Below are 25,570 nucleotides of genomic sequence, written 5' to 3'. Positions count from 1 at the left end.
TGTAAGTGGAAACTTACGAAACAGTCTTGCGCATGGTGACCGAAGTCGGTCGCGCATAACCTTCATGCGCCGTTCTCACGGTCTCGCGAAAACCGAGCCGGGCAAAGGCTGCCTGGTTCCCAGCCAGCTCGATTCGCGTCTGCAGCTCGATTGCGGCCTTGCCGCGGCTGCGGGCAAAATCCTGGACGGCTTGCATCAACAACCTGCCGATGCCCTGGCCCTGACAGTCCGGCGTGACGGCGAGCTTGCCGACATAGAGGTGGTCGGTTCGTTCCAGGGCGAAGATGCAGCCGACGATCCTGTTGCCGCTGAGCGCCAGCATGCCGGTCTCGCGGCGGGCTTTGTCGCGCAAGGTTTCCGCGGTGAGCAGGTGCGCCGAGGACGGCGGGTCGATGATGCCGTCCATGAAGGCGAATGCGCGCAGGATCAGGGCGAGCACTTCGTTCCAGCGGTCGAAATCGGCCGGAATCCGGGTGATGGCGATATCGGCAGTGCGCGTCAACGTCAGTTTCGTCTCTTGTAGCGGATGGTCTCGAAACGCGCGGCCAGCGCGTCATAGAGCAGCAGTCGTCCGATCAGCGGCTCGCCAATGCCGGTGATCAGCTTGATGGCTTCCATCGCCTGCAACGTGCCAATCACCCCAGTCAGCACGCCAAGCACCCCGGCCTCGGCACAGGACGGCACCAGACCCGGCGGTGGGGCCTCCGGGAAGAGGTCGCGGTAGCCGGGGTTGGAGGTGCCGTCCCTATCGGCTTGGAACGGCATCAGCACGGTCACGGAGCCATCGAAACGGCCCACGGCGGCGTGCACCAGCGGCTTTCCCTCCGCCGCGCAGGCATCGGCCACGACATAGCGCGTCTCGAAATTGTCGGACCCGTCGACGACCACGTCGTAACGGGCGACGAGGGCTTGGGCATTGTCCGCGGTCAGGCGCAATGTGTGGATTTCGACAGCGGTGTTGGGATTGATGCGGGCGATTGCCGCCTTGGCGCTGTGGGTTTTCAGCATGCCGACAGTGTCCGTGCCGTGAATCACCTGCCGCTGCAGGTTGGAGAGCGAAACCGTGTCGTCGTCGATCACGCCGAGCGTGCCGACGCCGGCTGCGGCAAGATATTCAAGCACTGGTGCGCCCAATCCGCCGGCGCCGATGACCAGCACCCGCGCGCGCTTCAGGCGCTGCTGGCCGGCGCCGCCAATTTCGGGCAGCACGATGTGGCGGGCATAGCGTTCGAGTTCTTCGTCGGTGAGGGCGGTGGCGATCATGGCTCGACCATATAGCGGGAGAAAAACCTTGTCAGGTGCTCACACAGCCATCGGCGCGACCGTGCCGTGATCCACGATCAGGAACTGCGCCCGGCCCGCCAGGCTGGAAAACAGCGCAGCATCGGTTCCCGTCATGAAAGCCTGGCAGTTCAATTCCTCCAGGATCGAGAACAGCGCCGCACGCCGGCCACCATCGAGATGTGCCGCGATCTCGTCGAGCAGCAGGATTGGCGTCAAGCCGGACATCTCGCCGGTCAATCTGGCATGCGACAAGACAATGCCGACAAGCAAGGCTTTCTGTTCGCCGGTCGAACACAGCGCCGCCGGCATCGCCTTGGGTCGGTGCCGGACCACGAGATCGGAGCGGTGCGGGCCCTCGAGCGTGCGCCCGGCGGCGCGGTCGCGGTCGCGGCCCCCGGCGAGCGTGCGGCGGAACCGCTCCTCGACGTCGACAGCCGGCATGGTGGCGATCTCGGCTTCCAGATCGCCCGACAGGCCGATATCGGCCTGCGGAAACGGGCCGCTGTCGGGCAGCCTGTCGATCATGGCGGCCAGAAGGCGCACCATTTCGGCGCGCGCCGCGGCGATCGCCACGCCCGTCTCGGCCATCTGCATCTCGATCGCCTCGAACCAGCTCAAATCCCGCGAACCTTCCGTCAGCAACCGGTTCCGGCCGCGCATCGCCTTTTCATAGTCGAGGGCGCGCTGTCCGTGGCCTGGATCGATCGCCAGCACCAGCCGGTCGAGAAAGCGCCGGCGGTCCGCGGCCGGTCCGGTGAACAGAGCATCCATGGCCGGCGTCAGCCACACGACGCGCAGCCATTCCAGCATGTCCTCGGCGGATCGCGCCGTGGCGCCGTTGATGCGCACCCGTCTGCCGCCCTCGCCAAGACTGTCGCCACCCGAAATGCCCGTCCCTATCTCGACTTGGCCGTCAGGTCCGTCGAGCCGTGCGTGCAGCGCAAAGCCGCCGTCACCGCCCTCACGCGCGACGTCCGCGTAAGGCGACCGGCGCAGGCCGCGGCCCGGCGTCAACAGGGAAATCGCTTCCAGCAGATTGGTTTTGCCAGCGCCATTGTCACCGGAAAACACCACCGCGCCCGGCTCAAGCTCGACCGACAGCGCCGCATAGTTGCGGAAATTGGTAAGTGTAAGCTTACTTATATGGGTTTGTGCCGGCAACCGCTACTGCTCTACACCCGCATCGGCATCAGCACATAAAGCGCGGTTTCATCGGCCATGTCGTGGATCAGCGTTGGCGAACCGGCGTCGGCCAACATGAACCGGGCCTCTGAACCGGTCAATTGTGCGGCAACGTCGAGCAGGTACTTGGCGTTGAAGCCGATCTCGATCGGGTCGGCTGAATAGTCGGCGGCCAACTCCTCGGTGGCGCTGCCCGAATCCGGATTGTTGACCGCAAGCGTCACCTGGCCCTCACTGATCGAAAGCTTCACCGCGCGCCCGCGTTCGGAGGAGATGGTCGAGACGCGGTCGACGGCGGCCGCGAAGCTCTGGCGGTCGATGATCAGCTTCTTGTCGTTGCCGGTGGGAATGACCCGCTGATAATCGGGGAAGGTGCCGTCGATCAGCTTGGAAGTCAGGATGACGCTGCCGATGGTGAAGCGGATCTTGGTGTCCGACAGTTCGGTGGTGACCGCCACGTCGGGATCATCGACCAGCTTCTGCAATTCGCTGACCGTCTTGCGCGGTATGATGATGCCCGGCATGCCTTCGGAACCCGCCGGCGCATCGATCTCGGCGCGCGCCAGGCGATGGCCGTCGGTCGCCACCGAGCGCAGCTTCAGCTTGCCGCCGACCTCATGTGTGTGAAGATAGATGCCGTTGAGATAATAGCGCGTCTCCTCGGTGGAGATGGCGAACTGGGTCTTCTCGATCAGCCCCTTGAGCGCGACCGAGTCGAGCCGGAAGATATGCGAGAAGGATCCGGCCGAAAGCTCGGGGAAGTCCGATTGCGGCAGGCATTGCAGGCGGAAGCTCGAGCGGCCGGAGGTCACCGTCATGGCGTTGCCGTCCTCGTCCGTCTTCAGCATCACCTCGGCACCGTCGGAAAGCTTGCGCACGATGTCGTAGAGCAGATGCGCCGGAACCGTCGTCGCGCCACCCCGCTCGACCTTGGCCGGCGTCGCTTCCGTCACCTCCAGGTCGAGGTCGGTGGCCTTCATTTCCAGGCTGGCGCCTTCGGCGCTGAGCAGCACGTTGGACAGGATCGGTATGGTGTTGCGCCGTTCGACCACGCGGTGGACGTGGTTGAGCGACTTCAGGAGATTTGACCGTTCCAGGATAACACGCATGACGAACCAGGCTCGCTTGAATGAATGAGCGGGTCTCCGGCTGGCGGCGTCCCGCGAAAGGTCTGAACAGGCTTCAGAATCTGCGTAAACTGACAGGAAAAAACCAGCAAACGCAAGCCCGCGCGACCGGTTCGGGCCGGCTACGCGGGCTTTCTGGGGATAAAGGCGGCGAAGCACGCCGCCAGGCGTTTTCGAACGGCTCAGGCCTGGTCGTTGATCAACCGTCTCAACAGTTCCAGTTCCTGCGCCAGCGTGTTGTCGCCGCCGGAAAGATCCTCGATCTTGCGCACTGCGTGCAGCACCGTTGTGTGGTCGCGGCCGCCGAAGCGCCGCCCGATCTCGGGCAGCGAGCGCGGCGTCATCACCTTGGACAGATACATGGCGACCTGCCTCGGCTTGACGATGGTGCGCGTGCGCCTGTTGGACAGCAACTCGGTCTTCGACACATTGTAGTGCCGCGCGACGATGCGCTGAATATCCTCGATACGGACCCGCTTCGGCTCGCCGGTGCGGTAGATATGGCCGAGGATCTCGTCGATGCGATCGATGGTGATCTGCGGCTCGAACGACTGGCGGAACAGGAGTTGATTGAAGGCGCCTTCCAGTTCGCGGCCGCTGCCGGTCACCGTGCGGGCGACGTGATTGAGGATCTCGTCGGAGATGTCGAGGGAAGCGTCGTCGTGCCTGGCGGTGGCGAGGCGCAGCTTGAGCATGCCCAGGCGCATGGCGAAATCGGGGGCCGACATTTCGAGCGCGACGCCGCCATTGAGGCGCGAGCGGACCCGCGGTTCGAGGGATTCCAGTTCCGACGGGGGCCGGTCGGCGGCGACGACGACCTGCTTGGCGCTGTCGAGCAGCATGTTGATCAGATGGCAGAATTCGTGCTGGATCGACTTGCCCTGCAGGAATTGCATGTCGTCGATGATGAGCAGGTCGATATCGCGAAGCTGTTCCTTGAGCGTCAAGGCATTGTTGTCGCGGATCGCGGTGGCGAAGCGCCACATGAAATATTCCGCCGTCAGGTAGACGACGCGCGATTTCGGGTTCTGCTTCAGCGATTCCGCGGCGATAGCCTGCAACAAATGGGTCTTGCCGAGGCCGACCGTCGCATGAAGGAAGAGCGGGTTGAAGCGCACCGCGCTCGACTGCGATTCCGCCACGGCCTTGGCCGCGGCGAAGGCCACCCGGTTCGACGGCCCTTCGATGAAAGAGGCGAACGTGTAACGCGGATCGAGCGGCGATCCTAGCACATTGTGGCGGAACTCGCTCTCGGCCGGCATGCCCGGGCGCGGCGCCGGAGCCCGCTCCAGCCTGCCGGGGCTTACGGTGCCGGCGGCCAGCGCCGTCTGCGTTTGTCGCGTCATCTTGCGCGCCGGCGCCAATTCCGGTTCGGCATGGCTGCGCCCCTGGCGGGTGGCTGTGCGCACGATGATCTCGATCTTGAGGATCTCGGGATCCTCGTGCTTCCAAAGCTCGCAGATAAGGTCGAGATAATGGCCGTTGATCCACGAGCGCAGGAAGGCAGTGGGCACCGAAATGCGAACGATGCCCTTTGAAGCCTCCGCGACCTTCATGCGCCCGAACCAGCTCGAATAGACTTCGGTTCCCAACCGCGCCTTCAACTGGGCCTTGACCCGGTCGAACTTCTGTTCCGCGTCGCTGGAAGCCGCCATCTCATCAGCTCCGATCAGATTTCCTGAAAATGGGATGTCATTGGTAAGCTCCCTTTCGACGCCGCTCTGCATGATCGAGTTCCTTGTCTCTGTACCTGTTTTTCCGCCGGGGATGCGCCTCCTGCATCCGTGTTCCAGCGACTGCGCTTTGCTGCGACGCCCGCTGCCGCCGCCGGCAGATGAACGTCGCCCATTATCCAGGGAACCGGTGCCGGCCCATGGAAGCCAGTCCGTGTTGGGTATGTCAGAACAATGCAACACCGTCCGGCGAAAATCGCCGGCGCTGTCGACCTGCCATGTATAGTTACGCCAGTCCCCTACCGTATCGAAAAAGAGCAAACCAAACCTGTCCGCGGACTTGATCCGCGCCACAAACCCCGCCAATTTAAGCTGGCCCATTCAGGCTGGGTCAGGGCCACCCGGCCCATCCCTTTCGATGGACCGACATTACCGAAATCGCTGTGGATAGGGCAAGGCCACGTCTAACGGATTTTTAAGGAATCTGGTTAGGTCCGGCGCGCCGAAGCGCCATGCGGCAGCACTATAGTTTGACAAAGCCATTGTGATTCAAACCCTTTTCCGGCGAATATGAAAAAGCCGGGCTGGCGCGAAATTTTGTGAAATAAATCGCTTGACAGCCAGTTGTTCTCCTGGCGCTTCGCCGCGCTGTGGACAACGTGTGGATGACTATCTGTAACTAGCTGGGAAATATTGATTATTTCTGCGGAGGGAGAATTTTTTAGCCGACACTTTTCAAGTATCTGGACCATCAGCCGACACGCATATGCCGGCAAAGCATTTCGGACCGCAAACTCCGCTTTCGACGCCGTTTCCGAGTATTCTTTTTAAGTGCTTGCCGGCAAACGAAAAAACCCGGCACTATCGGCCGGGTTCTCAGAAGATCAGTCCGGAAAGGGACGTCAGGCCGACAGCACCTTGAGGCGCTGGGCCAGCCGCGAAACCTTGCGGGCCGCGGTGTTCTTGTGGATCACGCCCTTTGTCGCGGCGCGCATCAATTCCGGCTCAGCGGCCTTGAAAGCCGCCTGCGCGGCGGCCTTGTCGCCGGAGGCGAGCGCCTCCTCGACCTGGCGCACATAAGTGCGGACGCGCGAGCGGCGGTTTTTGTTGATCGCCGCGCGGCGGACGATCTTGCGCGTTGCCTTTTTGGCCGAGGATGTATTGGCCATGATGCCTCTCTTCTGATCTGGTCGGCGCATGCGGCATGCCGCAGGGCACAAAAAACAAACGGGCAGCCACAGGGCCGCCTCGGTTGGTGCGGCTTATAGTTCAGCTTTCCCGGCGCGTCAACGCTGGCTGGCGTTCTTTTTGGCTGTCGTCGCGCCGGAGCATTTTTTTAGCCACGCCGAAGCACTTGGCCCCCGGAGGTGCGCTGTCAGCGATTGGTGAAATTCGGCTTGCGCTTCTCGGCGAAGGCCGCCATGCCTTCCTTCTGGTCGTCGAGCGCAAACAGCGAATGGAACAGTCGACGTTCGAACCGCAGCCCCTCAGCGAGCGTCGTTTCATAGGTTCGGTTGACGGCTTCCTTTGCCATCATCACCGACGGCAGCGAAAAATCGGCGATCTTGGCCGCCGCCTTGACGGCCTCCTCGACAAGCTCGCCGGCAGGCACGACGCGCGAGACCAGGCCGGAACGCTCGGCCTCCGCGGCATCCATCATCCGCCCGGTCAGGCACATGTCCATCGCCTTCGACTTGCCGACGAACCGGGTCAGGCGTTGTGAGCCGCCCATGCCGGGAATGACGCCGAGCGTGATTTCGGGCTGGCCGAATTTTGCCGTGTCGGCGGCGATGATGAAGTCGCACATCATCGCCAGTTCGCAGCCGCCGCCCAGCGCATAGCCGGCCACCGCCGCGATGATCGGCTTGCGCGCCCGGGTCAACTCTTCCCAGCCGACGAAAAAGTCCTTGATGTAGGCATCGACGTAGGAAATCGACTGCATTTCCTTGATGTCGGCGCCTGCGGCGAAGGCCTTCTCGGAACCGGTGACGACCATCGCGCCGATGCCGTCATCTGCCCCGAACACGTTTACCGCGGCCACCAATTCCGCCATGACCTGGGAATTCAGCGCATTGAGCGCCTTCGGCCGGTTCAAGGTGATCAGCCCGACCTTGCCCCTGGTTTCAACGACGATCGTTTCATAGGCCATGGCTTCGGCTCCTCTTCCAGGCAATTGAAGATCGATCTAGCTCACCGCTGACAGGTCCGGCAATAGAAGGTCGAGCGGCCGCTCTGCGTGATGCGCTCGATATGGCCGCCGCAGCCAGGCTTGGAGCAGGATTCGCCCTCCCGGTCATACACCGCGAAGGAGTGCTGGAAATAGCCCAGCGAACCGTCGGTCTGCATGTAGTCGCGCAGCGACGATCCGCCGGCCGCAATGGCATCTGCGATGACCGAGCGGACCGCCACGGCAAGCCCCCGGCTTTGCTCACCCGCTTTCTTGCCGGCTTTGGCTATCGTGCCCGCCTCGCGCAGCGGCGACAGCCCGGCGCGCCATAGCGCCTCCGAGACATAGATGTTGCCGAGCCCGGCTATCAATCTCTGGTCGAGAAGAGCGGCCTTCAGCGGCGATTTCCGGCCCTTCAGCAGTGAGGCCAGCAGCACTCCGTCAAGCGCATTGCCGGTGGGTTCGACGCCGAGCCCCGCCAGCATCGGATGGGTGTCCGGCGGCCCTTCGCAAAACAGCATGAAGCCGAAGCGACGCGGATCGTTGAAAACCACGCGCGAGCGGGTGCCGTCCCGAGAGGCGACGTCGAAGATGACATGGTCGTGCGTCGAACTCTTCGACCGCTCGTGATGGAACACGCCGGGCATTTCGGCAGCGTCGGCCGTCTCGATGCGAAACGAGCCCGACATGCCGAGATGGCAGATCAGGGCGGGACCGCCTTCGAGATCCATCGTCAGATATTTGGCTCGGCGTCCGAGCGCCGTGATCGTCTTGCCGGTCAGCCGCTCGGCGAATTTTTCGGGGAATGGAAAACGCAGGTCCGGCCGGCGTGCCTCGGCGCGGATGATGCGGGCACCCTCCAGAACCGGCTCCAGCCCGCGCCGGACCGTCTCGACCTCGGGCAATTCAGGCATGGCCGCCCATATCCGGGTAAAAGGAAGTGCCGTAGCGGCCGTGCGCCAACCCGAGATGTTCGGCCACGGTTTCACCAATGTCGCAGAATGTCGTTCTCAGCCCGATGTCGCCGCCCGTCAGACCTGGTCCGATGCCGATCACCGGAATGCGTTCGCGTGTGTGGTCGGTGCCGCGCCAGGTCGGGTCGTTGCCATGGTCGGCCGTCAGGATCAGCAGATCGCCCTGTCGCAATCTCGCGAATGCTTCCGGCAGTCGCCGGTCGAAGGCCTCGAGCCCGGCGGCATAACCTGCAACATCGCGGCGATGGCCGAACTCGGTGTCGAAATCGACGAAATTGGCGAAGACGAGATCGCCGTCGCGGGCCGCATCCATTGCATCAAGCGCCTGGTCGAACATGGCCATGTTGCCCGCGGCCTTGCGCACTTCCGAAATCCCCCGATGGGCAAAGATGTCGCCGATCTTGCCGACGGCGATGACGCGGCTGCCACGCGCCGTCAGCCGGTCGAGCAATGTCGGCTCGGGTGGCGGCACGGCGTAGTCGTGTCGATTGTAGGTCCGCTCGAAAGTGGCTGCCGTCTCGCCGACGAACGGTCGCGCGATCACCCTTCCGATCCTCAACGGATCAACCAGGCGACGCACCACCTTGCAGAATTCGTAGAGCCGCTCCAGGCCGAAATGGACCTCGTGCGCGGCGACTTGCAGGACTGAGTCCACGGAGGTGTAGCAGATTGGCTTGCCCGTGCGGACGTGCTCCTCGCCGAACCGTTCGATGATCTCGGTACCAGGCGCATGGCAGTTGCCGAGAATGCCCGGCACCTTGCCTTCGCGGATGATGGCCTCGGTCAGTTCGGAGGGAAAGGCCGGGACCGTGTCGGGAAAGTAGCCCCAGTCGAAACGTACCGGCAGGCCTGCTATCTCCCAATGGCCGGATGGCGTGTCCTTGCCGCTCGAAACCTCCTGGGCGGCACCGTGGAAGGCATTGGCGACGAGATCCGTCCCGAAAGAGGCAAAGCCCAGCCCCGTCGCGGTCTCGGCAGCCTTGCCAAGTCCGAGCGACGCCATGTTGGGAACAAACAACGGTCCCTGGCGAAGTCCTTCACGATCGGCGCGGCCTTCCGCACAGGCCTCGGTGATATGGGCGAAGGTGTTGGCACCGGCATCGCCGTAGCGTTCGGCGTCGGCGGCGCCGCCTATGCCGAAGGAATCCAGGACGAAGAGGAAAGCACGCGCCATGAGAACATTGTTGCCGGTTTGAGCATCCAGACATAGGGTTCCACGGCGGCATTGGCAATTCGGAAACCAAACGGCAACCGCTCGGCGCGATAGTCCGGAACCAATTCACTGACGGATCGCAGGACCGGGTCTCCCATGAAAGCTGCCCTGAAGGCATGCGCCGCTCTCATGATCGCGCAAGGCGCGGTCTGGTCCGGCTCGGCGCGCGCCGACTGGCGTGACGATATCGGCACGTTTCGCATCGGCATCGTCGCCGAACCCGGCGCAGCCAACACCGTTCCAGGCCTGGCGCGGTTGACCGAGGCCTTTACCAACGCGCTGGGCATGAAGGTGGAGTTCGTCGTTGCCCGCGACTATGCCGCGCTGATCGATGCGCAGGCCAATGCCCGCATCGAATATGCCGTCTACTCGGCGACCGCCTACGCAACGGCGTCAAGACGCTGCGAGTGCGTCGAACCGCTCGTGGCTCCGGTCGATTCCGATGGCGCGGTCGGCATCCGCGCCGTGCTGCTGACGAAGGAAGGCAAGGTGCCCAGCCTGGCGGCGATGGAAACCCACCGGATCGCCATGCCGCCGGCGGACAGCATTGGTTCTCTTTTGCCATTGGCCGGACTGGCCGCCGAGCACGTCAAGATCGCAGAGGATGCATCGTTTCTGGTTCGCGCCGATTCCGCCTCGGCCGCGGAAGGAATGCTGGTCGATGGCCAGGCCGATGCCTTGTTCGGCTGGGCGACGGCGGCGGCCGACGGCGAGCCAAGACTATCGGGCACGCAGGCAAGGCTCGAAGCCGCCGGGCTTTCGGCGACCGCCCTTCAAGTCGTATGGACGTCGGGTTTGCTGAGATACGGTCCTCACGCGGTGCGTAGCGATCTCGACCCGGAAGCCAAGCGCCGGTTGGCGGTTTTCCTGACCAATCTCAAATCGACGACGCCCGACATCTACGACCTGCTGGAATCGAGGCATTCCGGCGGTTTCGCCACCGTGGTTCCCAAGGATTACGAGATGGCGCACGCCATCGTGCGTCTGGTGTCGGACGGTGGCGTGCGGCGATAGGGTCGTCAGCAGTCGCCGCAGGGGATCGTCAGGCTTCTGCGCGGACGCAGATAATAGGTCTCGCCCATCGATATGTTGTTGAAGACCGTCGTCAATCCGGCCGTCTGTGAGCTGTCTGCGGACCAGGTGATGATCGGTTTGTAACCAAGTTTGCTTTCGACACGAATGAGAAAGGTGCCTGCGACCCTGAGCGTTGCCGGAACCGTAGTGGTTGCGGGCAGGGCGGTGCCGATACTGTAAGCACCATTGACCACCTTGCGCGACCACACCACGTTCACCCTGGGCGGCGTGTCGGTTGTGACCTGTATTGCCGTGATGGTGATATCCGGCTTCGAGCGATTGTACGGCTGCAAGGTGGAGGTGCCGATCTTCATGATGGCATCCAGATCCGCCTTGACGATGGTCGGCTGCTGCGTGACCAGATCCGCGACCATGCTGCCGATGCGGCTGACCTTCTTGCTGGTCTCGATGGCCTGCGAAGCCTCCATGGTGATGAAATACATGATCAGCAGGATTGGCACGATGAGAGCGAACTCGACCGCCGCGATGCCACGGCGATCGCGTATGAAACCGACCCACTTCCCCCAGCGTCCTGCAATTTCTGGATGTGCCCCCGCACGCATCATGCCCGTCCCTTTTTCTTGGCTTTGCTTTCGCCGCGAACTCAGTTGTCGAATGGCTCGTTCTGCCAGGTCACCGATGCAAAATGCAGTGTCTTGTTACCGCCCATCGACTGAGCCAGAAGATCGGTCATGACGGGCCATTTGTAGAAGACCCGCAGCATGTTCTTCGATTCTGCCAGGCCCGGCGTGGTCGCGAAGGGCTGCGAGTTGGCGCCTTGCATCAAGATGATCTCGCCATTCTCGATCTTGAAGCTGGCCGTGGCCGCGTCGGCGAACGTGGTATATGCGCGAAGGTCCACGTCCAGCTGATTTGGGCAATCCTGCGAGACGATGATCTTCAGTTTGTCGCAGATCATGGTCTTCAACTTGTCCCCGGCGACGTCGGCCGGTCTCAACTGCCCGGTGCGCAATTTGCGCGCGATGTCGTCGGTGATGTTGGCCATAACTTCCTGGCCGGCAAATGAGATGCAGCTTTCCAGGATGGCGAAGACAAGAACCGCGAACGGCAATGCGAGCAGCGCGAATTCCAGTGCCGTACTGCCGCGGCGGTCGCCGGCGAAGCGTGCGAAAAGCCGTGCCCGTCTTGCCTTGCGGTCGCTTGTCGAGACGAATTCGATGCTCATGCTCTGATCCTGCCCATCCCCAGACGGTCTCGGCAGGTGTACTAGTGCAAACCAGTTGAAGTCCGGTTTGAATGATCGTTAAAGTCGCCGCGGGCGCCTTAACCACCCGCTAACCTGGACCGCGTGCCTACCGGCTGACGCTCATCTCGGCTTCTGAGGATTTTTCGGCTTCGCTCTTGTAGGAGCTTTCGCAATAGGGCGTGCAGGACATGGTCTGAACTTCAGCGCGCCGGTAGATGCGCACCGACGAGGCCGCCTGCCGCACGACGGTGATCTGTTCATCGATGATCGGGCTGCCATCCTGGTCGAGGACGACGAGGTTGGTGACGCCGAAGCCCTTGCCAGTCAGCACGATCGTCGAGGCGTCCTGCACGGACGCGTCGGCGATTGCCGGGTTGCCGACCACGATCGTGTCGGCGGGGCGCGACAGTTTGACGATCTTGGCCTGGTTCATGGTGACCTCGATGCCGGTGTCGGCCCTGGCGGGCATGACAAAGCTCACGGCGGCAAGAAGCACGGCAATCAGGATCGACGATTTCGGCTCGGCCATTGACGCGCTCCAGGCGGGCGGACTGTTCAACGGAACATGAACGAGATTGGTGAACCAACGGTTAAGCAGGCCCGGGCGCCATATGCCGCGATCGTCATACGCGCCGCGGAGCTGTTTCTTTTGCGGCTGCTTGCCTGGGAATTGCGCCTCGGCCGGCGCTTAGCCCATAGTTAACCACGCAATATGTTCCAACCGGGAAAGGAATCGGTAAGGCTGTTTATTAAGTCGATCGAAAGAGCTTCTCCCTAGATTGGCAGCATCCGATCAACCATCACAGAAGTTGACGGAAGTGCTGTAACACGTGGAGTAGGAGCTCTCGAATGTCTAATCTCATTGCACGTTTCGTAAAGGACGAATCCGGCGCGACCGCTATCGAATATGGTCTGATCGCCGCCCTCATCGCGCTCGCCATCATCGTCGGCGCCGGCGCGCTTGGCAACGCCATCAACGCCAAGTTCGAAGCTATCGGAACGTCCCTGAACAACGTCCCGACGCCCTGAACGACGTCAAGTATATTGAGCGCTCGGATTGCGTTCTGGACAAGGGCCGCCACCTGGCGGCCCTTGTTCTATTCAATGTCTTTTTGCCCTGGGCCTCATCAATCGTTAATCGAACATGCTTAGATTGAGTGCGGCTTAATCCGATAATAGGCATAGCGCCGATGCTTGAAGCCCTGATCTTCGTCGTCTTCCCGTTCTGCATGCTGTTCGCCGCGATCTCCGACATGCTGTCGATGACGATCGCCAATCGCGTGCCGGTGCTGCTCGTCGTCGTCTTCGCGCTGGTTGCGCCGCTGACCGGCATGGAATGGGCGGCCTATGGCTGGCATTTCGCCGCCGGCGCGCTGGTTCTTGCCGCAACGTTCGGCCTCTTTGCAATGGGCGGCATGGGCGGCGGTGATGCCAAGCTGCTGGCCGCGACCGCCGTGTGGATGGGACTCAACATCCAGCTCGTCGAGTATCTCGTGGTCTCGACCTTCATAGGCGGCTTGCTGACGCTTGCCATTCTCGTCTACCGGAAGTCGCCGCTTGCGGTTTTTACCGGCCGCAATCCGTTCCTGCGTCACTTCGCGGACGAGACGACCGGGGTTCCCTACGGCATCGCGCTCGGTTTGGGCGGATTGCTGACCTACCCGGATTCGCCCCTGATGGTCTGGGCGCTGGCCAGGCTGGCGGCCTGACCTTACCGATCATTCCTTGGCTGTGTTGCGGCTGGCTCCGTGGAGCGGGGCTGGCTGTTTGTCCGTGGCTGCGCAATACAGCTAATTTATGTAAACCTTAAATTAATCACGATCGTAAGCATTACATTAACCTTGTTTTGACGATTGCCGCTGCAAAGTCCGGCCTGGCTAGGTGGTTTGCCAAGGCGAGGGTTCGGACAGATGCCAGCATCCCGATTGATTATTCTGAGCGTGGCGGTCGCCGCGGCGGGTGGTGCTGGCTATGTCGCGAAGAACATGGTCGCCGCGCCGCCACCGCAGATCGTCGAGTCCGGTCCAGCGGCTCCCGCCGTGGCATTGCAGGACGTGCTTGTCCTGTCGGGTGATGTCACCATGGGCAGCCAGCTCGAGAACAACATTGCCTGGCAATCCTGGCCGGTCGACGGCATCAACGCCAATTTCATCACCAAGGCCACTGCTCCCGACGCCCTGGAGAAACTGAAGGGGTCCATAGCCCGTGTGCCGATGTACGCGGGCGAGCCGGTGCGGCGTTCCAAGCTGATCGGCGAGGGGCAAAGCTTCATGTCGTCGATCCTGCCCTCCGGCATGCGGGCGGTCGCCACGACGATATCGGCCGACACCTCTGCCGGCGGCTTCATCCTTCCGAATGATTTCGTCGACGTCATTATGACCCGCCGGGCCGATGCCAACAGCGGCGGCTCCGGCTTCAACACCGAAACCATCCTCAAGAACATCCGCGTCCTGGCGATCGACCAGACCATCCAGGAGGACGAGGAAGGCAAGAAGACCAGGGTGGGCCAGACCGCCACGCTGGAACTGACGCCCAAGCAGGCGGAGATCATCACCGTCGCCCAGCAGATGGCGGATCGCCTGACGCTCGCGCTGCGCGCGATCACGGACACCCAGGAAAAGAATTTGGATGAGGCCGACTATCTCGTTTCCGGCAATGGCCGCAAGGGAACGGTCAGGCTGATCAAGTCGGGCGAAGTTTCCGAAGTGGGGGCAAGGAAATGAGGCTAAGCGGTAAACTGCCGGCGATCATGGCAGCGGCTTTCGGCCTGCTGCTCATTGGGACAAACGTGCAGAGCGTTGTCGAGGCCAAGAGTGCACAGGTTTCGGCTTCGGCGGCCACCCAGCGCGTCAAGCTCGGCCTTAACAAGTCGGTGGTCATCGACCTGCCGAGTGATGCCTACGACATTCTTGTCGCCAATCCGACCGTCGCCGATGCGGTGACCCGCACCGCGAGGCGCATCTACCTGTTCGGCAAGGCGGTTGGCGAGACCAACATCTTTGTGTTCGGGCCGAATGGCGAACAGATCGTCAGCCTCGATCTGGCCGTCGAACGCGACGTCGCAGGCCTGGAGGATTATATCAAGCGCTTCATCCCGACATCGTCCATCAAGGTCGAACTGCTGAACGACAACGTCGTCCTGACGGGAACCGTCGACACGCCGCTGGACGCCAAACGCGCCGTCGACCTGGCGACGATCTTCGTCTCGGGCGGTGAAGCGACGACGGGACAATATTCGCAGACCGCGGCCGGCGGCTCGGCCCAGAGTGGTGTCGACATCAACAATCCGGACCAGGAACGCCGCGTCTCGAAAATCGTCAATCTTTTGCAGATCATCGGCGACGACCAGGTCACGCTCAAGGTGACGGTCGCCGAAGTCAGCCGCTCCGTGATGAAGCAGCTTGGCGTCAACATGGTGGGCAGCGGCGGTAGCAACGGCATCAGCTATGACGCGATGAGCACCCCGGCATACGGGCTTGGGAAACCGCTCTCGCAATTCTCGGGAGCTTCGATCGGCACCTCGGCGCTTCAGGCGTATCTAAACGCAATGGAGCAAGGTGGCGTCATGAAGACGCTGGCGGAGCCGACCCTCACCGCCGTGTCGGGTGAGAAGGCAACATTCAGGGTCGGTGGCGAGTTCAATCTCATCACCAGCCGTACGAACAATGTTTCGGACGAGAACAAGACAGGGCAGGTCACATACACCAACGACAAACTTGAATACGGCATCGGCCTGGAGTTCCAACCGGTTGTGCTGTCGGCCGGTCGGATCAGCCTCAAGGTCCGGACGTCCGTGTCGGAGCCTACTGCCGAAGGCGCCACCACGCTGGAAGCTGCAGGCAGGTTGCCCGGAACCACGCTGTTGTCTATCCGCAAGAGACTTGCCGACACGACCGTCGAATTGCCGTCAGGTGGTTCGATGATGATCGCCGGCCTCGTCCGCGATGACGTCAGGCAGGCTGTCGCCGGCCTGCCCGGGCTGACAAAGATCCCGGTGCTCGGCACACTGTTCCGAAGCAGAGACTTCGTGCGCAACGAGACCGAACTGGTGATCATCATCACGCCCTATCTGGTGAAACCGGTGGCACGAAACGACCTCGCCAAACCTGACGACAATTTCAACGCCGCCAGCGATGGCGCCGGTATGTTCCTGGGCCGAGTCAATCGTGTCTACGGCACAATGCAGACGGACAAGCCCAGCGGCCGTTATCACGGCGTCGTCGGCTTCATCTACAAGTGAACGGGGAAGCGGACATGTCTCAGTCAGCATTGCAGGCAAGGACCATCGCCATGACCACGCGCTCCGGCCGTTCGGGAATTCTCCGGCGCGCCATTCCTGCCCTGGCGGTGGCGATGGCGGCATTGCTGGCCGGCTGCGCCCAGCGCGACAGTGTCACCGTCGGCGCCATTCCAGACGACTACCGCACCAACCATCCGATCGTGATCGCCGAGAAGAACCAAAAGATAGATCTACCTGTCGGTGCAGGTGACCGCGGCATGACCGGCTCGCAGCGCGATACGCTCCTGGGTTTCCTCGACGGCTATGACAAGAGTGCTGCCCCGACGCTGACGATCCAGGTTCCGAGCGGCTCGGCCAACGAGGTCGCCGCCGCCGCAGCAGCGCGCGATTTCGCCCGGCTCGCGATTGCCGCGGGCGTCAAGCGCAACCGGATCGTGGTCGTCTCCTATCAGGCTGCCTCGAGTGAGACATCCGCCCCGATCCGGGTCGCCTATATCGCCGTGAAGGCCCAGACCGACAAATGCGGACGATGGCCAGATGACCTGCTGGAGACGTCTGAGAACAAACACTATGCCGATTTCGGCTGCTCCTATCAAAACAATCTCGCCGCCCAGATGGCCAATCCGGCCGACCTGATCGGGCCGCGCAAGCAGACCACCATCGACGCGGAAAATCGTGGCGCGGTGATCGACGTCTACCGCAGCAGGGGTATTTCGGACGAGTTCCTCGGCAATTCTGAAGTGACATACTGAGCCGCGCCCTAAGGAAAAGAGAAGTCACGGAAAGATGACCATGAGCAATCTTGCCTATGACACCCCCGTGGACGGCGGTGAGACCTCGCCGCAGGACATCGCCGCGATGCAGGCGCTGCGGCCGGTTCCCCGCATCTCGATCCAGGCATTCTGCGAGACCGAGGGTGTCGCCAATCCAGTCGAGCGCGCCGGCGAGGACCGCCGCATGACCAAGGCCCATCTCAAGGTCCATATGGGCGGCGTCCCCACGGCCATCGAATTCTACCAGTCGGCGCCGACGCCGAACCTGATCCTGCTGGAGTCGCGCAGCGAACCCAAACAGCTGCTGGAACAGCTCGCGCAGCTCTCGGAATATTGCGACCCGTCTTCCAAAGTGGTGGTAATCGGCCACTACAACGATGTCGGCCTCTATCGCGAGCTCATCCGCTCCGGCATTTCCGAATATGTCATCGCGCCGGTGTCGATGGCCGACATCGTCAGCGTCATATCGTCGATCTTTGTCGATCCGGAAGCCGAGCCGCTCGGCCGCTCGATCGCCTTCGTCGGCGCCAAGGGTGGCGTCGGCTCTTCCACCATCGCCCATAACGTGGCTTGGGCGATGTCCTCCCTGTTCAAATCCGAGGTGGTCGTCGCAGACCTCGACCTCGCTTTCGGCACGGCCAACATCAATTTCGACCAGGATCCCGCGCAAGGCATCGCCGAAGCGGTGTTTTCGCCCGAGCGCATCGATGAAGTCTATCTCGACCGGCTGCTGACCCAGTGCGCCGAACACCTTTCGCTGCTCGCCGCGCCCTCGACGCTCGAACGCGTCTATGATTTCGATCCCGACGCCTTTACGCAGCTTGTCGACACCGCGCAGCGCACCGTGCCGCTCCTGGTGCTCGACGTTCCCCATGTCTGGACGGGTTGGACCAAGAACACCCTGATCAAGGCCGATGAAATCGTCATCACGGCGACGCCGGAACTGGCCAATTTGCGCAATACCAAGAATTTGGTCGACATGCTCAAACGGCTTCGTCCCAACGACTCGCCGCCCAAACTCATCATCAATCAGGCCGGCGTGCCCAAACGTCCGGAGATTTCCCCGTCCGATTTCGCCGAGCCGCTCGGCCTGGCCGCGATGGCGATCATCGGCTTTGACCCGCTGCTGTTCGGCAATGCCGCTAACAACGGACGTATGCTTGGTGAAATGGACGCCAAGAACCCGGTTGTCGCCACGATCAACGAAATTGCCCATGTGCTGACCGGCCGCAGCGAAATCCGGGTGAAGAAAAAAGCGGGTCTCGGAAATCTGCTCGGCAAGCTTTCGCGCAACAAGAAATGATGCTTCTTCAGTGGAATCGGTAGTCGATCATGTTTGGTAAGAGAGGCAGCGACGACGGCAACCGGTTCAAGCCGGAATTCCGCCAGCCGGCACCGGCGCCGACCGCGCCAGCCGTCGCGGATTCGGCCGATACGGCGGTTCTTGCGAGGCCGGCGGCCGCACCCGCGTCGAGCGCTCCTGTTGCACCGCCGGCCCGCCGCGCGGTCGAGTCGCCGCCGATAGCTCCGGAGCCGAAGCGGGCGGCGCGCGAAAAGAGCGAAACCTACTACGACACCAAGAGCCAGGTCTTCGCCGCCCTGATCGACACGATCGACCTGTCGCAACTCGCCAAGCTCGATCCCGAAAGCGCGCGCGAGGAAATCCGCGACATCGTCAACGACATCATCGCGATCAAGAATTTCGCGATGTCGATCGCCGAACAGGAAGAACTGCTCGAGGATATCTGCAACGACGTGCTTGGCTATGGGCCGCTCGAGCCATTGCTCGCCCGCGACGACATCGCCGACATCATGGTCAACGGCTCCAAGAACGTCTACATCGAAGTCAACGGCAAGGTCGAACAGACCGGCATTCGTTTTCGTGACAACCAGCAGCTTCTCAACATCTGCCAGCGCATCGTCAGCCAGGTTGGCCGCCGCGTCGATGAATCCAGCCCGATCTGCGATGCGCGTCTTCCCGACGGCTCCCGCGTCAACGTCATCGCGCCGCCGCTCGCCATCGACGGCACCGCGCTCACCATCCGCAAATTCAAGAAGGACAAGCTGACGCTCGATCAGCTGGTGAAGTTCGGCGCCATCTCGCCGCAAGGAGCCGAGGTTCTCAAGATCATCGGCCGTGTCCGCTGCAACATCGTCATCTCCGGCGGCACCGGCTCGGGCAAGACGACGCTGCTCAACTGCCTGACCAACTACATCGACCGCGAGGAACGCGTCATCACCTGCGAGGACTCGGCCGAACTGCAACTACAGCAGCCGCATGTTGTCCGTCTGGAAACCCGCCCGCCCAACCTTGAAGGCGAAGGCGAGGTGACGATGCGGGATCTGGTCAAGAACTGCCTGCGCATGCGGCCCGAGCGCATCATCGTCGGCGAAGTGCGCGGACCCGAGGTGTTCGACCTTCTGCAGGCGATGAACACCGGCCATGACGGCTCGATGGGAACGATCCACTCGAACAGCCCGCGCGAATGCCTGAATCGTATCGAATCCATGATCGCAATGGGCGGTTTTTCGCTGCCGCAGAAGACCGTGCGCGAAATCGTCGTCGGCTCCATCGACGTGATTATCCAGGCGGCACGCCTGCGCGACGGGTCGCGCCGCATCACTCACATCACCGAGGTGATCGGAATGGAAGGCGACGTCATCATCACGCAGGACATCGTCCTCTACAACATCAAGGGCGAGGACGCGAATGGGCGGCTGCTGGGAGAGCATGTATCGACCGGCATCGGTCGCCCCCATTTCTGGGACCGCGCCCGTTACTATGGCGAGGAGCAGCGCCTCGCAATAGCGCTTGAGGCGATGGAGAAACGCGCTGACTGACGCTGCTGCAGGCGTAAGGGTTCTGGTCGATGTTTGGAATTGACGGCACCGTATTGGCGTTTGTCGTGCTCGCCGGCTTCAGCGCCGGCGCGGTCGCCTATGCATTCCTGTTCACCCGGATCAGCAACGAAAAGCAGGCCGGCAAGCGGCTGGAAACGATCAAGACCGCGGAGACGGATCGCTCCGTCGTCAAGGCCTCGCGCGATCGCGTGGCGGAGGCGGCCAAAAGACGCAAGTCGGTCCAGGATTCCTTGAAGGAACTCGACGAGAAGCAGAAATCCAAGGACAGCGCGGTCAAGAAACCGCCGCTGAAAGCCCAACTGCGCCAAGCCGGCCTGAAGGTTTCCATCGAACGCTTCTACATCTATTCCGCCATTTGCGGCCTAGCCCTGACGATCATCGCCTTTGTGGTGGGGGCGCCGCTTTTTGTTTTGCCTGGCGTGCTGCTGGCCGGTGCGCTCGGCCTGCCGCGCTGGTTCGTCTCATTTCGCCGCGCGCGGCGGGTCAAGGCATTCCTCAACGAATTTCCCAACGCGCTCGACATCATCGTGCGCGCGGTCAAATCCGGCCTGCCGCTGAACGATGCGGTGCGCCTGATCGCCAATGAATCCCCCGAGCCCGTCAAGGCCGAGTTTCGCCGCATCGTCGATTCGCAGCAGATGGGCCTGTCGATCCCGGATGCCACCTTGCGTATGCCCGAGACCATGCCATGCACCGAGGCGAGCTTTTTCGGCATCGTCATTCAGATCCAGTCGCAGGCCGGCGGCAATCTCTCCGAGGCGCTGGGCAATCTTTCGCGCGTGCTTCGCGACCGCAAGAAGATGAAGGCCAAGGTCCAGGCGCTGTCGATGGAAGCCAAGGCGTCCGCCGCCATCATCGGCGCGCTGCCTTTCATCGTCGCATTTCTCGTCTATCTCTCCAGCCCCAACTACCTGATGCCGCTGTTCACCACGAGCATCGGTAACCTGATCCTGGGGGTTTCGGCCGTCTGGATGTCGATCGGCATCTTCGTGATGCGCAAGATGATGAACTTCGAAGTCTAGGGCCGCAGCATGACCGAACAAGTCGTCAAATCACTGACGGATCCCGGCCTCCTGATCGCGCTGCTGGTCGGCATTGCCGTGTTCGCGACGGTCTTCACCTTGCTGCCGGCATTTGGCGGAAACCAGCTCAAGGCGCGCATGAAGTCGGTCGCGCTGGAACGCGACGAATTGCGCGCCAAGCAGCGCGCGCGGCTTGCAAGCGAGGCGGATCGCCGCCGCAAGGGCCTGCGCGAAGAACAGTCGATCGGCATGCGCAACATCGTCGACAGGCTCGACCTGCGGCGCGCCCTCGCCGACGAGGGTACCTTGCAGAAGCTCAAGGTTGCCGGTTTCCGTGGACAGAACCCGCTGACGCGGTTTCTCTTCTTCCGCCTCGTGCTTCCGTTTGTCGGCTTCGCACTGGGCGTGATCTACATATTCGTGCTCGGAGGACTGCCGCAGCAGCCATTGTTCATCCGGCTGTTCGTCTGCGTCCTCGTTGCCTATGGCGGCTTCTACGCACCGGTCGTCTATGTCAACAACCGCGCCACCAAGCGCAAGCAATCGATCCAGATGGCATGGCCGGACGCGCTTGACCTGATGCTGATCTGCGTCGAGTCGGGCATGTCGGTGGAAGCGGCATTGCGCAAGGTCGCCGACGAGATCGGCGCCCAATCCGTGGCCCTTGCGGAAGAATTCATCCTGACGAACGCCGAGCTCTCCTATCTGCAGGAGCGCAAGCAGGCCTATGAGAATCTCGCCAGCCGCACCGGCCTGGAATCCGTCAAGTCGGTGTCGCAGGCACTCGTCCAGGCCGAGCGTTACGGCACCCCTGTGGCGCATGCGTTGCGCGTGCTCGCGGGTGAAAGCCGGGACCAACGCATGAACGCTGCCGAGAAGAAGGCCGCCGCCTTGCCGCCCAAGCTCACCGTGCCGATGATCCTGTTTTTCCTGCCGGTGCTGTTCGCCATCATCCTCGGCCCTGCCGGCATCCAGGTCAGCCAGCGCGGCATCTTCGGCCAGGCGCACGAAACCAGCAGCCAGTAGGTGAATCTGACCGATCCAAAGAAAAACCGCGCGGCTGACGCAGCGCGGTTCTCTTATGCAGGGGTTCGGTGGCCGCGTGCCGCTCAGTTGGTTGCGGCTTTCGCCTTGTCCTGGTCCTTGAGCTGGCTCCAGGCATTTTGCTGAGCCAGCATCTGCCTGAGATAAGCGACATTGGCCTGCGCCTGTTCAGGTGACAGCTCCTGCGAGGCGATCTTCTCGGCTTCGTCGAAGCGGCCCTGCAGGCCGACGACCAGCGCCAGGTTCTGGCGCACGCGGCTGTCGGCATTCGGCTGCTCTGCGGCCGAGCGCATATAGGTTTCGGCGGTGCGCAGGTCGCCTCCCAGCACATAGGACATGCCAAGGTTGGAAAGCACCGAAGGTTCGTTCGGCTTGAGCTCCAGCGCCTTGCGGTAGAGCTGGCGCGCGTCGTCCTTCTGGCCGAGCTGGTCGAGAATGGCCGCTTCCGCCGACACCAGCCTCCAGTCGGGATATTCCGGCGTCTGCGCCCGGCGCACGGCGTCAAGCGCCGCCTCGAACTGGCCGTTGGCGGCAAGCGCCTTGCCGTAGGCGGCAAGCACGTCGCGATCCTTGGGATAGGCGATCGCCAGCTTGCGCATCACGGCAAGCGACTGGTCGGCATCGCCATCCATCTGCAGCGCCGCAGCGAAGTTGGTCGCTATCCGCTTATCGTTGGGATTCCTGGAATAGGACTGGCCAAGCGCTGCCGTCGCATTGTGCAATTCTCCCGCCGACATCGTCTCCAGCGGCTTGCCGCTGGTGCGTCCGATCGAGCCTGTGCTGATCTTGTCGGTTCCGCAGCCGGCAACGCCTGCGGAAAGGGCGAGCATGAAGGCCGTGGTGATGAGCCGCTTTCCGCTGGCGTTCATCGTGCGGTTCGTCGACATCGGCACCCTGGGCCTCCATTCGTGCGCGTGGCCATTGCGTGGCCATCTTCCCTCTCGAAGAAATATTCTGTTAACCCTAACGGACAGTTAAGAAGCGCCGAATCGACGGACGTCGGCAGGAGAACATCGAATGTCAGTGGAACTGGTCGAGAACAAGCTGAACAACCCGCTTCCTGTCCATCTAGTGGCTAAGGACGGTCTGGAGACGGCCGGTCTGACGTCATCAGCCGTGGCGTGGGCCAGGGCCAACGGCTTCTCCGGCGAAGCGGGCAGGACGCTCATCGTGCCTGCGGAAAACGGCGCGCTCGGCGGTGCCTTGTTCGGCATTGGCGACGGCGAGGGCGCGCTGGCCGTCGGCGCGCTAGCGAAAAGCCTGGCGGAGGGCGACTGGCATTTCGCCTCCGCGCCGGCCGAGCCGGAGCTGGCGGCGATCGCGCTGGCCCTCGGCGGCTATGTCTTTACCCGCTATGGCAAGAAACCGGGCAAGGCGCTGCGCTTCGAATTGCCGGCCGGCGTAGAGGCAAAACGCGTTCGCCGCATCGTCGAAGGCGTCTTCCTGACGCGCGATCTTGTCAACACGCCGACCAGCGACATGGGGCCGGACGAGCTGGAGAAGGCGGTTCGAGCCCTGGCCGAAATTCACAAGGCCGAGGTGTCGGTCATCAAGGGCGACGATCTCATCAAGCAGAATTTCCCGATGATCCATGCCGTCGGCCGGGCTTCGTCCAGCGCACCGCGTCTTATCGACATGGGCTGGGGGCCAAGGAGCGCGCCGAAAGTGACGCTGGTCGGCAAGGGCGTCTGTTTCGACACTGGCGGCCTCGATATCAAGCCGTCGTCCGGCATGCTGTTGATGAAGAAGGACATGGGGGGCGCCGCCAATGTGCTGGGTCTGGCCTCGATGATCATGGCCTCCGGATTGAACGTGCGGCTGCGCGTGCTGATCCCGGCCGTCGAGAATTCGATCGCCGGCAACGCCTTCAGGCCTGGCGACGTGTTGGCGAGCCGCAAGGGCATGTTAGTCGAGATTGGCAACACCGATGCCGAGGGAAGACTGGTTCTGGGTGATGCGCTGGCGCTGGCCGACGAGGAGGAGCCGCAATTGCTTGTCGACATGGCGACGCTCACCGGGGCTGCTCGTGTCGCGCTAGGTCCGGACCTGCCGCCCTTCTACACCAGCGACGAGGCGCTGGCCTCGGAACTGACGACAGCCTCACTGGCGGTCGAGGATCCGCTGTGGCGCATGCCGCTGTGGCGGCCCTATGATGTGAAGCTGTCGTCGAAGATCGCCGACATCAACAATGTCACCACGGATGGGTTCGCCGGTTCCATCACCGCGGCGCTGTTTCTCAAGCGCTTTGTCGAGAAGACGGCAAGCTGGGCGCATTTCGACATATTCGCCTGGAACCCCGCCGATCGTCCGCACGGACCTGCCGGCGGCGAGGCGCAAGGCATCCGGGCACTGGAGCGCGTCATCTCGAAGCGTTTTGGCTGATGTGGCGGCGACTTTCAGGGCCGGCAGGTTGCCGAAACTGAAACGGAACCGAAACAATTTGCCGTCATTCTCGTGCGATGTCGATTTCGATGCGCCCGAGCCAGGCCTTGCGACTGTGGCAGCAAGTGATGCTGTCGCAGGTGCGCGACGACGCGCCCGACCTCACCATGCGCCAGACGGCTATCCTGTTCACCATCTATCTCGATCCGCCGCCGCACACGGTGCGCGGGCTGGCTGCCCGTCTCAACGTCACCAAGCCGGTCATCACCAGGGCGCTAGACACGATGGGCGCGCTCAAACTGGTGTCGCGCCATCGCGACGAGCTCGACAAGCGCAACGTGCTGATCAAGCGCACGGTCGAAGGCGCCCTCTTTGTCGAGCGCTTCGGCGATGGTATCATCGCCAAGGCACAAGAGCTGCCCATCTGACGACTAGCCGCTTCAATGGATAAACTGATTTGACCGCCAGGGATGCCCGCCTCCACGCCTTTCGGCCCGATCTTGCCGATGCGAGATTGAAAGGAGAGGTCGCTGCCGACCGCTTTGTCGCCGGCCGGCCGGCGCGGATTTCGATCCCGGTTGCCGATATCCGCAAGGCTCCGCGTCCAGACGCTGGTGTCAACACGCAAGCCCTGTTCGGCGAAGACGTGCTCGTTTTCGAGGACAGAGAGGGCTGGGCCTGGATCCAGGCCGAACGGGACGGTTATGTCGGCTATGTCGCCGACGCCATGTTGGGCGGGCGGGATCATGCGCTCACCCATATCGTCTCCGTGCCCCGAACTTTCCTCTATCCCGGCCCGGATCTGCGCCTTCCGATCGCGGGACAGCTGTCGATGGGGTCCACCGTCACGGTGACCGGGTCCGCCGAAACGCGCGGCACCCACTATGCCGTCCTGCCCTCCGGTGAGGCAATCATAGCGGGTCACCTGCGGCCGCTCAGTAATGTGGCCGCCGACTATGTTTCGGTGGCCGAGACGTTCCTTGGCACCCCTTATCTCTGGGGCGGTGTCTCCGGCTTCGGCATCGATTGCTCCGGCCTCGTGCAACTGGCGATGCGCATGGCCGGCGCCGATGTCCTGCGCGATTCCGACATGCAGGCGCAGAGCATCGGCGAGCCGCTCGATCCGGGCCCCGATTATTCCGGCCTGCGCCGCGGCGATCTCGTTTTCTGGAAAGGCCATGTCGCCATCATGACCGATGCCGAGACCATGATCCACGCCAACGGCCACACCATGCTGGTATCGCGCGAAGGTCTGAAGGAAGCCGTCGCCCGCATCGGCTATCTCTACGGCGGGCCGACGGGGTTCCGGCGGCCCTAGCCCCAATCCTCCCTTCTCCCAGGGAGAG

General features: G+C 62.5%; 26 protein-coding genes. 13 read left to right on the top strand and 13 right to left on the bottom strand.

Translation table 11 applies throughout. The annotated features are described in order from the left end of the window. Positions 1-13 precede the first annotated feature (13 nt). The 9 genes from FJ426_RS01065 to FJ426_RS01025 all read right to left on the bottom strand — a co-directional run bounded on the left by FJ426_RS01065 (position 14) and on the right by FJ426_RS01025 (position 9,581). Positions 14-502 (bottom strand): GNAT family N-acetyltransferase, encoded by a 489-nt coding sequence (locus FJ426_RS01065; protein WP_224680784.1) that lies wholly within the window; start codon positions 500-502, stop codon positions 14-16. Positions 503-504: 2 nt separating this feature from the next. Next, positions 505-1,263 carry a molybdopterin-synthase adenylyltransferase MoeB gene (locus FJ426_RS01060; protein ID WP_140560889.1) on the bottom strand — a complete coding sequence of 253 codons (759 nt, stop codon included), beginning with the start codon at positions 1,261-1,263 and terminating at the stop codon, positions 505-507. Between the two features lie 39 nt (positions 1,264-1,302). After that, positions 1,303-2,445, bottom strand: coding sequence for a DNA replication/repair protein RecF (recF, locus tag FJ426_RS01055; RefSeq protein ID WP_140560888.1), 1,143 nt, complete (start codon positions 2,443-2,445; stop codon positions 1,303-1,305). 11 nt (positions 2,446-2,456) lie between these two features. Next, positions 2,457-3,575, bottom strand: a complete 1,119-nt coding sequence (dnaN, locus tag FJ426_RS01050; protein WP_140496751.1) for a DNA polymerase III subunit beta — start codon at positions 3,573-3,575, stop codon at positions 2,457-2,459. 200 nt (positions 3,576-3,775) lie between these two features. Beyond that, on the bottom strand, positions 3,776-5,320 hold the full coding sequence (gene dnaA, locus FJ426_RS01045) for a chromosomal replication initiator protein DnaA (RefSeq protein ID WP_140496749.1): 1,545 nt from the start codon (positions 5,318-5,320) through the stop codon (positions 3,776-3,778). An 848-nt stretch (positions 5,321-6,168) separates the two neighbouring features. Next, a complete protein-coding gene (gene rpsT, locus FJ426_RS01040) occupies positions 6,169-6,435 on the bottom strand; it encodes a 30S ribosomal protein S20 (protein WP_140496747.1) in 267 nt (88 codons plus the stop codon). Between the two features lie 206 nt (positions 6,436-6,641). Next, positions 6,642-7,415: an enoyl-CoA hydratase gene (locus FJ426_RS01035; RefSeq protein WP_140560886.1), complete on the bottom strand. Its 774-nt coding sequence runs from the start codon at positions 7,413-7,415 to the stop codon at positions 6,642-6,644. Positions 7,416-7,456: 41 nt separating this feature from the next. Further along, a complete protein-coding gene (gene mutM / locus FJ426_RS01030; protein ID WP_140560885.1) occupies positions 7,457-8,347 on the bottom strand; it encodes a bifunctional DNA-formamidopyrimidine glycosylase/DNA-(apurinic or apyrimidinic site) lyase in 891 nt (296 codons plus the stop codon). Further along, the gene (locus FJ426_RS01025) at positions 8,340-9,581 is read right to left on the bottom strand and encodes a phosphopentomutase (protein ID WP_140824713.1); all 1,242 of its coding nucleotides are present in this window, start codon (positions 9,579-9,581) and stop codon (positions 8,340-8,342) included. The genes mutM and FJ426_RS01025 overlap by 8 nt, the downstream gene beginning before the upstream one ends. Before the next feature lie 135 nt (positions 9,582-9,716). On the opposite strand from FJ426_RS01025, the gene FJ426_RS01020 reads away from it, so the two are divergent. Continuing rightward, positions 9,717-10,634 (top strand): PhnD/SsuA/transferrin family substrate-binding protein, encoded by a 918-nt coding sequence (locus FJ426_RS01020; protein ID WP_140560883.1) that lies wholly within the window; start codon positions 9,717-9,719, stop codon positions 10,632-10,634. A 5-nt stretch (positions 10,635-10,639) separates the two neighbouring features. Here the strand turns inward: FJ426_RS01020 and FJ426_RS01015 are convergent, their stop codons facing one another. From FJ426_RS01015 to FJ426_RS01005, 3 genes are all read right to left on the bottom strand, one after another. Further along, positions 10,640-11,260 carry a TadE/TadG family type IV pilus assembly protein gene (locus tag FJ426_RS01015; RefSeq protein ID WP_140523898.1) on the bottom strand — a complete coding sequence of 207 codons (621 nt, stop codon included), beginning with the start codon at positions 11,258-11,260 and terminating at the stop codon, positions 10,640-10,642. 38 nt (positions 11,261-11,298) lie between these two features. Beyond that, positions 11,299-11,880 (bottom strand): TadE/TadG family type IV pilus assembly protein, encoded by a 582-nt coding sequence (locus tag FJ426_RS01010; protein ID WP_140513202.1) that lies wholly within the window; start codon positions 11,878-11,880, stop codon positions 11,299-11,301. Positions 11,881-12,007: 127 nt separating this feature from the next. Continuing rightward, positions 12,008-12,430, bottom strand: a complete 423-nt coding sequence (locus FJ426_RS01005; protein WP_140496732.1) for a pilus assembly protein N-terminal domain-containing protein — start codon at positions 12,428-12,430, stop codon at positions 12,008-12,010. 320 nt (positions 12,431-12,750) lie between these two features. Between FJ426_RS01005 and FJ426_RS01000 the strand changes: the two genes are divergently transcribed. From FJ426_RS01000 to FJ426_RS00960, 9 genes are all read left to right on the top strand, one after another. Continuing rightward, positions 12,751-12,930 carry a Flp family type IVb pilin gene (locus tag FJ426_RS01000; protein WP_140496730.1) on the top strand — a complete coding sequence of 60 codons (180 nt, stop codon included), beginning with the start codon at positions 12,751-12,753 and terminating at the stop codon, positions 12,928-12,930. A 161-nt stretch (positions 12,931-13,091) separates the two neighbouring features. Continuing rightward, entirely contained in the window at positions 13,092-13,610 is a 519-nt protein-coding gene (locus tag FJ426_RS00995; RefSeq protein ID WP_140513204.1) for a prepilin peptidase, read from the top strand. Between the two features lie 201 nt (positions 13,611-13,811). Continuing rightward, complete coding sequence (gene cpaB / locus FJ426_RS00990; RefSeq protein WP_140523901.1) at positions 13,812-14,624, top strand: Flp pilus assembly protein CpaB; 813 nt, start codon at positions 13,812-13,814, stop codon at positions 14,622-14,624. After that, the gene (locus FJ426_RS00985) at positions 14,621-16,141 is read left to right on the top strand and encodes a type II and III secretion system protein family protein (protein WP_140513208.1); all 1,521 of its coding nucleotides are present in this window, start codon (positions 14,621-14,623) and stop codon (positions 16,139-16,141) included. The genes cpaB and FJ426_RS00985 overlap by 4 nt, the downstream gene beginning before the upstream one ends. Positions 16,142-16,155: 14 nt before the next feature. After that, positions 16,156-16,893, top strand: a complete 738-nt coding sequence (locus FJ426_RS00980) for a CpaD family pilus assembly protein (protein ID WP_140513210.1) — start codon at positions 16,156-16,158, stop codon at positions 16,891-16,893. A 34-nt stretch (positions 16,894-16,927) separates the two neighbouring features. Then, positions 16,928-18,217 (top strand): CpaE family protein, encoded by a 1,290-nt coding sequence (locus tag FJ426_RS00975; RefSeq protein WP_140513212.1) that lies wholly within the window; start codon positions 16,928-16,930, stop codon positions 18,215-18,217. Positions 18,218-18,246: 29 nt separating this feature from the next. Further along, on the top strand, positions 18,247-19,755 hold the full coding sequence (locus FJ426_RS00970; protein WP_140560882.1) for a CpaF family protein: 1,509 nt from the start codon (positions 18,247-18,249) through the stop codon (positions 19,753-19,755). 29 nt (positions 19,756-19,784) lie between these two features. Further along, on the top strand, positions 19,785-20,798 hold the full coding sequence (locus tag FJ426_RS00965; RefSeq protein ID WP_140496708.1) for a type II secretion system F family protein: 1,014 nt from the start codon (positions 19,785-19,787) through the stop codon (positions 20,796-20,798). Between the two features lie 9 nt (positions 20,799-20,807). Next, the gene (locus FJ426_RS00960) at positions 20,808-21,824 is read left to right on the top strand and encodes a type II secretion system F family protein (RefSeq protein WP_140496706.1); all 1,017 of its coding nucleotides are present in this window, start codon (positions 20,808-20,810) and stop codon (positions 21,822-21,824) included. 83 nt (positions 21,825-21,907) lie between these two features. On the opposite strand, the gene FJ426_RS00955 is transcribed toward FJ426_RS00960, so the two are convergent. Further along, entirely contained in the window at positions 21,908-22,729 is an 822-nt protein-coding gene (locus FJ426_RS00955; protein WP_140560881.1) for a tetratricopeptide repeat protein, read from the bottom strand. Between the two features lie 130 nt (positions 22,730-22,859). On the opposite strand from FJ426_RS00955, the gene FJ426_RS00950 reads away from it, so the two are divergent. The 3 genes from FJ426_RS00950 (at position 22,860) to FJ426_RS00940 (ending at position 25,542) form a co-directional block, all read left to right on the top strand. Then, on the top strand, positions 22,860-24,224 hold the full coding sequence (locus FJ426_RS00950; protein ID WP_140560880.1) for a leucyl aminopeptidase family protein: 1,365 nt from the start codon (positions 22,860-22,862) through the stop codon (positions 24,222-24,224). A gap of 77 nt (positions 24,225-24,301) precedes the next feature. Then, complete coding sequence (locus FJ426_RS00945; RefSeq protein WP_140513216.1) at positions 24,302-24,652, top strand: MarR family winged helix-turn-helix transcriptional regulator; 351 nt, start codon at positions 24,302-24,304, stop codon at positions 24,650-24,652. Between the two features lie 29 nt (positions 24,653-24,681). Beyond that, positions 24,682-25,542 (top strand): NlpC/P60 family protein, encoded by an 861-nt coding sequence (locus tag FJ426_RS00940; protein WP_140560879.1) that lies wholly within the window; start codon positions 24,682-24,684, stop codon positions 25,540-25,542. The last annotated feature ends 28 nt before the right edge of the window (positions 25,543-25,570 follow it).

This window comes from Mesorhizobium sp. B2-6-4 (assembly GCF_006441495.1).
GTDB lineage: Bacteria > Pseudomonadota > Alphaproteobacteria > Rhizobiales > Rhizobiaceae > Mesorhizobium.
Note: the sequence above shows the minus strand (reverse complement) of the source record. Positions and strands in the feature narration are given on the sequence as shown.

Bases quoted from the DNA above. Each gene is read 5' to 3' on its own strand.
- FJ426_RS01060 (WP_140560889.1), bottom strand. From the start codon at position 1,263: ATGATCGCCACCGCCCTCACCGACGAAGAACTCGAACGCTATGCCCGC.
- dnaN (WP_140496751.1), bottom strand. From the start codon at position 3,575: ATGCGTGTTATCCTGGAACGGTCAAATCTCCTGAAGTCGCTCAACCAC.
- dnaA (WP_140496749.1), bottom strand. From the start codon at position 5,320: ATGCAGAGCGGCGTCGAAAGGGAGCTTACCAATGACATCCCATTTTCA.
- rpsT (WP_140496747.1), bottom strand. From the start codon at position 6,435: ATGGCCAATACATCCTCGGCCAAAAAGGCAACGCGCAAGATCGTCCGC.
- FJ426_RS01035 (WP_140560886.1), bottom strand. From the start codon at position 7,415: ATGGCCTATGAAACGATCGTCGTTGAAACCAGGGGCAAGGTCGGGCTG.
- mutM (WP_140560885.1), bottom strand. From the start codon at position 8,347: ATGCCTGAATTGCCCGAGGTCGAGACGGTCCGGCGCGGGCTGGAGCCG.
- FJ426_RS01025 (WP_140824713.1), bottom strand. From the start codon at position 9,581: ATGGCGCGTGCTTTCCTCTTCGTCCTGGATTCCTTCGGCATAGGCGGC.
- FJ426_RS01020 (WP_140560883.1), top strand. From the start codon at position 9,717: ATGAAAGCTGCCCTGAAGGCATGCGCCGCTCTCATGATCGCGCAAGGC.
- FJ426_RS01015 (WP_140523898.1), bottom strand. From the start codon at position 11,260: ATGATGCGTGCGGGGGCACATCCAGAAATTGCAGGACGCTGGGGGAAG.
- FJ426_RS01010 (WP_140513202.1), bottom strand. From the start codon at position 11,880: ATGAGCATCGAATTCGTCTCGACAAGCGACCGCAAGGCAAGACGGGCA.
- FJ426_RS01005 (WP_140496732.1), bottom strand. From the start codon at position 12,430: ATGGCCGAGCCGAAATCGTCGATCCTGATTGCCGTGCTTCTTGCCGCC.
- FJ426_RS01000 (WP_140496730.1), top strand. From the start codon at position 12,751: ATGTCTAATCTCATTGCACGTTTCGTAAAGGACGAATCCGGCGCGACC.
- FJ426_RS00995 (WP_140513204.1), top strand. From the start codon at position 13,092: ATGCTTGAAGCCCTGATCTTCGTCGTCTTCCCGTTCTGCATGCTGTTC.
- cpaB (WP_140523901.1), top strand. From the start codon at position 13,812: ATGCCAGCATCCCGATTGATTATTCTGAGCGTGGCGGTCGCCGCGGCG.
- FJ426_RS00985 (WP_140513208.1), top strand. From the start codon at position 14,621: ATGAGGCTAAGCGGTAAACTGCCGGCGATCATGGCAGCGGCTTTCGGC.
- FJ426_RS00980 (WP_140513210.1), top strand. From the start codon at position 16,156: ATGTCTCAGTCAGCATTGCAGGCAAGGACCATCGCCATGACCACGCGC.
- FJ426_RS00975 (WP_140513212.1), top strand. From the start codon at position 16,928: ATGACCATGAGCAATCTTGCCTATGACACCCCCGTGGACGGCGGTGAG.
- FJ426_RS00970 (WP_140560882.1), top strand. From the start codon at position 18,247: ATGTTTGGTAAGAGAGGCAGCGACGACGGCAACCGGTTCAAGCCGGAA.
- FJ426_RS00965 (WP_140496708.1), top strand. From the start codon at position 19,785: ATGTTTGGAATTGACGGCACCGTATTGGCGTTTGTCGTGCTCGCCGGC.
- FJ426_RS00960 (WP_140496706.1), top strand. From the start codon at position 20,808: ATGACCGAACAAGTCGTCAAATCACTGACGGATCCCGGCCTCCTGATC.
- FJ426_RS00955 (WP_140560881.1), bottom strand. From the start codon at position 22,729: ATGTCGACGAACCGCACGATGAACGCCAGCGGAAAGCGGCTCATCACC.
- FJ426_RS00950 (WP_140560880.1), top strand. From the start codon at position 22,860: ATGTCAGTGGAACTGGTCGAGAACAAGCTGAACAACCCGCTTCCTGTC.
- FJ426_RS00945 (WP_140513216.1), top strand. From the start codon at position 24,302: ATGTCGATTTCGATGCGCCCGAGCCAGGCCTTGCGACTGTGGCAGCAA.